At 58.8% G+C, this 7459-nt stretch carries 5 protein-coding genes; 4 read left to right on the forward strand and 1 reads right to left on the reverse strand.

Going from position 1 to position 7459, the window contains the following annotated elements; translation table 11 throughout:
- Window positions 1–69 precede the first annotated feature (69 nt).
- Window positions 70–1509, forward strand: a complete 1440-nt coding sequence (locus tag NP503_RS28715) for an ATPase domain-containing protein (protein WP_127268868.1) — start codon at window positions 70–72, stop codon at window positions 1507–1509.
- On the forward strand, window positions 1506–2561 hold the full coding sequence (locus NP503_RS28720) for an HWE histidine kinase domain-containing protein (protein ID WP_127272449.1): 1056 nt from the start codon (window positions 1506–1508) through the stop codon (window positions 2559–2561). The genes NP503_RS28715 and NP503_RS28720 overlap by 4 nt, the downstream gene beginning before the upstream one ends.
- A gap of 438 nt (window positions 2562–2999) precedes the next feature.
- Here NP503_RS28720 and NP503_RS28725 read toward each other — a convergent pair whose 3' ends face one another.
- Window positions 3000–5636 (reverse strand): EAL domain-containing protein, encoded by a 2637-nt coding sequence (locus tag NP503_RS28725; RefSeq protein ID WP_127272448.1) that lies wholly within the window; start codon window positions 5634–5636, stop codon window positions 3000–3002.
- A 572-nt stretch (window positions 5637–6208) separates the two neighbouring features.
- On the opposite strand from NP503_RS28725, the gene NP503_RS28730 reads away from it, so the two are divergent.
- Together NP503_RS28730 and NP503_RS28735 are read left to right on the forward strand one after the other, a co-directional pair.
- Entirely contained in the window at window positions 6209–6559 is a 351-nt protein-coding gene (locus NP503_RS28730) for a hypothetical protein (RefSeq protein WP_236383564.1), read from the forward strand.
- A gap of 449 nt (window positions 6560–7008) precedes the next feature.
- Window positions 7009–7245 carry a hypothetical protein gene (locus NP503_RS28735; RefSeq protein ID WP_127272447.1) on the forward strand — a complete coding sequence of 79 codons (237 nt, stop codon included), beginning with the start codon at window positions 7009–7011 and terminating at the stop codon, window positions 7243–7245.
- Window positions 7246–7459: the final 214 nt, after the last annotated feature.

Raw genomic sequence — 7459 nt, forward strand, 5'->3', positions numbered from 1 at the left:
TCTACCCAGGTTCTACTTCGAACCTATGATTATGGCGGCTTACGATTCCTGTTTGGAGACGAGGGCGGAATGACCGAGCGAAAGAAGCAGCCCGTTGTAAGTTCCGGCATTGCCGGCTTGGACGAAATTCTTCGCGGTGGATTGCCCGCTTCCAACTTCTACATCGTGCAAGGCGATCCAGGCGCAGGCAAGACGACCGCGGCCTTGCAGTTCCTGCGCGCCGGTGTGGCAGCCGGTGAACGCTGCATCTATGTCAGCCTTTCGCAAACCGCCGCCGAACTGCAGGCGATTGCGTCTTCACACGGCTGGACGCTTGATGGGATTCGTGTTGAGGAATTGTCCGCTTCGGAGACCCTGAGTGGCGCGGCCGATCAGACGATTTTCCAGACTGCCGACCTTCGATTGGATGAAACGCGCAAGGCGATTGAACGCGCGATCGAAGAACACAAACCCCACAGGCTTGTTTATGACTCGCTGCTCGAGATCCGGCTGATTACCGGTGACACACCGAGGTTCCGGCGCGAACTGATTGGCTTCAAGGCCTTCCTTGCCAAACGGGGCATTGTGGCGGTGTTGCTCGACACCCAGACCAGCGGAGGCGATCACAACGGCGAGGAAATCGAGGGCATTGCCCACGGCGTGATCCGGCTTGATAAATCTCTCGAGGACTACGGCGGCGTGCGCCGGCGCATTGAAGTCAGCAAGATGCGCGGCGTGCCGTTTGCTGACGGTTATCACGATATGGCCATTCGCGAGGGCGAGGGCGTTGTGGTGTTTCCGAGGATTGTGCCAGGGTCGCCTCCCGAAGTGACCAAGCCGCAACTGATCAAGTCAGGGGTAGACGCTCTCGACGAGATGTTCGGCGGCGGCCAGGAATCGGGAACCATAACGCTCGTGATTGGTCAGTCGGGAACAGGCAAGTCGACGATGTCTTCGCTTTACGCCACTGCCGCGCTTCAGCGCCGCGAAAGCGTGGCCCTGTTCCTGTTTGAGGAGCGACTGGAGACTTTCTTTCGCCGGTCCGAGGGCCTTGGGATGGATCTTCGGCAGTTCCACAAGGATGGCCAACTTGTCATCTACGATTTTAGTCCCAACGAAATCTCGCCTGGGGAGTTCGGCCAGATTGTGCAGCAAGTCGTCAGTCGCAACAATACCCGGGTTGTCGTGATTGACAGCTTCACCGGCTATCTGAATTCTCTTCCCCACCGGGAAAAGGCGGTTCTGGACATCCAGTCTCTCCTGAAACATCTCGCGCGCGCTGACGTGCTGACCATGCTCATTGTCGCCCAGCATGGTTTGCTCGGGCAGAACGTTGGGATCGACGTGGACGTTAGTTTTCTCGGCGACACCGTGCTTCTGCTGCGCATGTCCGAGCATGAGGGCCGTTTGAGGCGCAACATCACGGTCGTCAAGAAGCGCCACGGCCCGCACGATCTCGATGTCCGGGAACTGTTCATCGCGAGTTCCGGCGTTTCCGTCGTTTCCTACAATCCTCTGCCCGAGACGTGAACGACGTCGAGCGAAACGGGCTGGGAACACTGGATTGGGTGCTGATCTTGGCGCCTTACCGCAAGGATGCTGGTTACACCGCTTCCCTGCTGCAAGAACGTGGTCTACGGGCTCTAGCGGCGAGTCCCGAGGACTTAGAGGGTTTGCTTGCGCTATCCCCTGGAGTGCTGGTTGTTACTCACGAAGCCTTGAATCCTCAGGCTATCGCAACGGTTGAAAGTTTCCTTCAGGCGCAGCCGAATTGGTCGGAAATTCCAATCGTTGTTTTGTTGGACCGCGCGGCACAGCAGTCACGCATCCAAGCGGCGCTGAGTGCTGCTTGGCCACGTTCGCGTCAGATATACTATCAGCGTCCCGTGGCTGCGCTCGAACTGATAAGCGGAATCCAGTCGGCACTCCTCACCAGAATTCGCCAGCGCGACGTGCGTGACTATCTTGAGCGGGAGACGGAACTACGCCTTGAACTAAATCATCGAGTGAAAAACATCCTGGCGACCGTCATATCCATCTTCGATATGACCAGGCGCGGCGCGATCTCGGCAGAGGGACTTGCAGAAGACTTCAAAGGGAGATTGAGAGCCTTGTCGGATGTTCATTCTGCAGTTTTTGCTGCCGGTGGCGAGACAGTGGCCTTAACGAATGTAGCAAAATCGGTCCTCGCGCCATACCTTTCCAAGGATCAAACTGCCATCACGATCGAAGGACCCGAGGTGCTGCTTTCGCGCGATGCCGGTACAACTCTCGCCCTCTCGCTTCATGAACTGGCAACAAACGCCATCAAATATGGCGGCTTGTCCCGCCCCGAAGGCAGAATACGCCTGGAATGGAATATTGAGTCGAACTCGGAACCATTGCTGTCGTTGAGATGGACCGAAACAGGAGGACCAACCGTAGTCGAACCCTCGCGAGTGGGATATGGGACGCGCTACATGCGCGCTGCATTGACGAGTCTGTTCGGACAGGCTCCCGATCTCGACTTTGCGCCGGAGGGACTGCGTTTCTCGATCCGCGGCCTGCTCTCCCGCCTTGCATCCGATGGTCGGCTCGGCTGATTGCGGCAGCGCCTGCCATTGGGCAGCGGAAGTTCCAAACAGTATCGTGATTGCCAAGCCCTTTCTTCTACCGCAGATCATCAGCAGGAGCCCGCCACCGGGCGCCGCTCGCGAAGGAGCGACGCACCTTGCCAAGGAACTGGCAAGGGCGCTGCTTGCATCTGTGTCCGCCGAAAATCGGGGCCGCCTGCTTGGAGTTTTGCTGTTGGCGCGTTTCTCAGGAAACGGCCTATAGGTGCCCCTCTGGGCCGCCGGGAAATCACATAAGCGCATTGTCAGGCGTTCGCCCGCCTTGATCTGCCGTCGAAGCGATCCTGAAGTTCCTCTTTCGGCACGGGTCGAATTGACTCACGAGGAACCTTTGCTTTGGCTCACTTCGCCGGCACGCAAGGGCGGAGCACATTGGCGAACCGGCGCTCTGACGGAGCGGGCATGACCTTACCCCGCTGCCAACCATTTGCGCGATTGCACAAACGCCGTGAAAGCCTTGGCCTCCATTGGGCGTCCAAAAACATAGCCCTGCAGGATATCGCAGCCTAGTTCCTTCAGGATGCGGGCGTGGTCGTTCGTCTCGACACCCTCGGCAATGACTTCGATGCCCAGCGATTTGCCGATCTCAATGATGGACGAGACCAGTTGACGCTGCGGGATCGACTGGGTGACGGGCGTGATCAGTTGACGGTCGATCTTGAGCCGGCGCGGCTGCAGCTTGAGCAGGGACACTATCGAAGCATGGCCGGTGCCGAAGTCATCGATCTCGATGTCGATGCCGAGTTCCTTTATGTGCTCCAGGTTCCACGTGACCAGGTCGTCATTATCATCGAGGAAGATGGACTCGACCAACTCAAACGAAAGGGTTCCTTTCTTGATGGCAAGCTTGCGCAAGCCATGGATCAGATCCTTGTCCTCCAAGCGCTTGGCGGAGACATTGACCGAGACGTGCGGGATGTTGAGACCGCTGCTCGACCAGTGCTCGAAGTTCTCTAGCGCCTGTTCCAGGACAGCGCGATCGATGACTGCCACGACGTTGAGTTCTTCGGCCACTTTAAGATAACTTTGGGGGGCCAGGATGCCGCGTGTTGGATGCTTCCAGCGCGACAACGCCTCTACTCCGACGATCTCAAGCGTGCGGGCGTCGAACTGCGGCTGATAGTATGTTGTGAATTCGGCGCGCTCCAGCCCGCCCAGGATTTCGTCGGCAATTTGCTTGGTCCGCACGATCTCGCTTTGCAGCTCTTCGTCAAAGAACTCGTGGCGATTGCGACCACGGCGTTTGGCCCGGTAAAGGGCGAGATCGGCGTTGACCAGCAGTTGCCTGGGTTCGGTTCCGGCGGCGATTCCGATGCTCACTCCGAACCGGCACGGATTGCCCAGAAAATCGACCGGCCGGCGCATCTGCGTGATGATGCGGTCGGCGAGCGCGGAAAGTTGTTTGTCATCACGCCCATGGCTCACCACAACGAACTCGTCACCGCCGATGCGTGCAACAAAATCACCGGGAGTCGTGTTGACCTTGATGACCTTGGAGGCGTGCACCAGCATAGCGTCACCTGCTGCGTGGCCCAGCGTATCATTGATCTGCTTGAAGCGGTCGAGGTCCAGATGCAGCAGTGCCGTACGGGTATCCTTTTCCCCGTTTTCGGCAAGCAACTCATCGAGATAGCGACGGTTGGGCAGACCCGTCAGCGGGTCATGCAGAGCCACATGCTCGACACGCGCTTTGGCGACCTCAAGTTCGGCATTTTTCGATTCTGACAGCTGGCGCTCTCGCATGAGCGTCTCGTTGAGCAGCACGTCGCTGGTCACGTCCCACTCGGCGCCAATCATCTTTGGCGTGCCGCCGATGTCCTGGAAGAAGGCTGCGCGCGTGCGCACGTGGCGCGTGCCGCCCTCCGCAAGCAGGACTCGGTATTGCGAGGAATAGGGTCCTTTCCTCTCTGCGGCCGACTCGAACTCCTGGCGCGCCCGGTTGAAATCGTCGGGATGAATGGCCGAAGCCCAGTCGTCATAGCCGCGCGGTTTGCCATCGGCTGGCTTGCCGTAGATTTGGTTGACGCGGTGATCCCATAGCAGCTCTTTTGTGGCCAGGTCGTGCTCCCACACGCCGATCCCAGAAGCTTCCAAAGCCAGCTCAAGACGGCCGGACAAGCGTCTGAGCTCGGCATAGTTTTTCTGTCTCTCGCCAAACAGCCGCCCGGCCACCAGGATCGGCAGCACCACCAGCGCGCCGGCAAAGCCTATGAGCCCCCGCAAAATCCAGGCATTCTTTGGAGTGGCTGGCCAGCCCCCCTTCGGTATGGCTGAAATCACCCAGGAGCCCGAAGGCAGTTGCACATCTGCCGACACTGGCTTGCCGGCGAGGACAGTGTCTCCCCCGAAGAAACGTTTGCCGCCCCCGCCCAGCCCGTCGGTCCCCGTCAGCGCGACGTCGATGTCTAGCCCGGGGTCATTCAGGCCACTTGCCGCGTAGAGCTGGTGGACATCGATGACGGCCGAGATGATGCCCCAGAAGCGGCTGCCGCCGCCCGCCGTCGGCACAAAGACGGGAATGCGGCCGACAAAGCCCCGCCCTCCCTGGGCCAGATCGACGGGACCTGCCAGCACAAGAATGCCAAGGTCGCGCGCGCGAAGCGCGGCCGTTCGTTGCGCCTCGCTCTTTCGGTAATCGAGCCCGATCGCCTTCTGGTTGCCTTCCATGGGATACATCAGTGAGATGACGAGATCGGGAGCACCGGCGATGTTGCGCAGCTGCGATTTCTGTTGGAACAGGTTGCTGGCAAGGGAGGCAAATCTCTGCTGCCCCATATACGGCTCCGTAACCACAGTCGAGACCAGGCCCTGAACGAGTTGGAGGTTACCGTTTACATTGCCTTCGAGCTTGGCCCGGATGATATTGACCTTGGCTTGGACTTCGGCGCGCGCGAGCTGATCGGAGACTTTCGTGTTCTGCAAGTCGGCAAGAATCGCGCAAATCACAAGCACGGCGACCGCAATTGCCGCCGGCAAGTTGGCCGTTGAAAAAACTGCCTTTCTTGCGCCTTCGAAATTGAAAATTGCTCTGCCCGATCCACCCAATTGCGTTTCCTTGACAACAAGCCCACCGGTCAACCTAGAACGAACTGCTTAAATTTAGACTTCGAAGCTACATAAAAGCTTCCGGTCTCTGCCACCAAGTTCCGAAAGGCTGCACTTTGGCGCTCGCCTTCGTCCTTGTTGACGATGCGAAAGCAAGGCTCCAGCAAAACTCTTGGTGAAATCTTCGACCAGCGGCCGCTTCTGCCGCTCGTGCGGAGGGCGGTTGGGTCCTCCTCACTGGGAGTGCCACCCCGGGGGCCGGCCGGTGCAACGCCCGCGAATGGCTTGGCGTATCGACCGATCGCGCCCAGCTATCCGAGATAGTTCATCGGGTGCGGCACGGAAAATCAGGGACGAACATCGGCATAGTCACGGCCCTCGACGATGCCGTTGCAACCTTCAACTCAAGGAGCGACGTTCGGGAGACACGAACTCGGGTGAGGACATGCCCTGTGTCAAATCCGATTGCCCTCCCAACTTAGGTTTCCTGTGTGAAATGGCGACGGCAGGATTGCCGGCTGCTCCCGCGCGCTCATAGTCGCTTCATGAATGCGCAGTACGTGGAACTCGTCTTGTTTGAACAGTCGCTGTCAAATCTAGGCAGTATGAATCGCCCGTTTTCCGATCGCGTGGAAGACGCGGCGGAAAAGACCGCCGGCTCGGTGCTGTTCGACGTCCGTGTCGACGGCGACCGGCGATTTCAAAGAATTGCGGCGATCGGATATGGCGCGGACGGCACTGTTGCAATTGCCATGGGCAACGACGGACACCTTGTTTCGGCGTCCATTGACGGAGGCGAGGCCTTGGTTGCCGAAATAGCGGCCTGGTGCTCGCTGAGCATGGCCGAGCAGTCTTCTATCAGCTGCAATGATGCCCCTGCCAGACTCCTCGCGAATTTGCGAACGGCCGGCATCCTCGATTGAAATGGCCGCACGGGTAGCAAGTAGGTGCCGTCGAACGGCGTGCCCGGTTATCAGGGCGCGCGCCCCAGAGTTGAGGCACTTGCCAAGACCCTTCTGGAGAACCAGCGGCAAGCAGGCATCATCCTCATGTCGGGGGGATTGCTGACGGTGTCAGTGGGAATGCCTCTTAAGATCGTTCGTAGCTTCGCTTGCGACCCCGGGCCAAGTGTCCCGACGGGGCAGGTCCCGTCATTGCTGGTCAGTGACGGGCCTTCGCGCTGGCACTGCTACCACCTTCTTGCTCGGATCCGACTAAAGCCCAACATGGAAGCGCAAAGGTCTGACCCATGAAACAACGGAGCCTTTTCCACATTTGGAAATGTGACCGTCGATCATTGTCTTCATCGTCGGTTGGTTGATTACCCGCCACGGCTCGCTTGGCGTGGCGGGTACTCATTCATGGAGAGCGCATGCATCCTGGTGAGATCATCGCGAACGCGTTTGCAGCGGGATTGGTCATCATCCTGATAGCTGTCTTTTTTCTGATTTTCGGGAAGCCGCTCTGGCCTGAACGACACGTCCGGATGGTCATCATCCCGCCTGCTCACCGAATGACCACCGCTATCAAGAGTGCAGGGCCAGACCTGCCAAACAAGATTGATTTGGAAGTTGTGCGCCCGAGGCCGACCACCAACAAGAGGACCTGAAGCGCCTTCGAAGCGATGCTCGCAGAGGCTTCGACGCGGCGGTTCACCAGTTGGCCAGCGCGAAGAATAGGCGCGAACTCCTATTATTTCTGGCGAAAGGCGGAGTGGAACGACACAACCAACGGACCTAGCACATAGTCGAGCGCGGTGCGTTCCTCGGTGACGATCATGACTGACGCCGGCATGCCCGGATAAAGCGCAATCTGTGGGGCTG

The sequence above is a fragment of the Mesorhizobium sp. SEMIA396 genome (assembly GCF_024518615.1).
Taxonomy (GTDB): Bacteria; Pseudomonadota; Alphaproteobacteria; order Rhizobiales; family Rhizobiaceae; genus Mesorhizobium.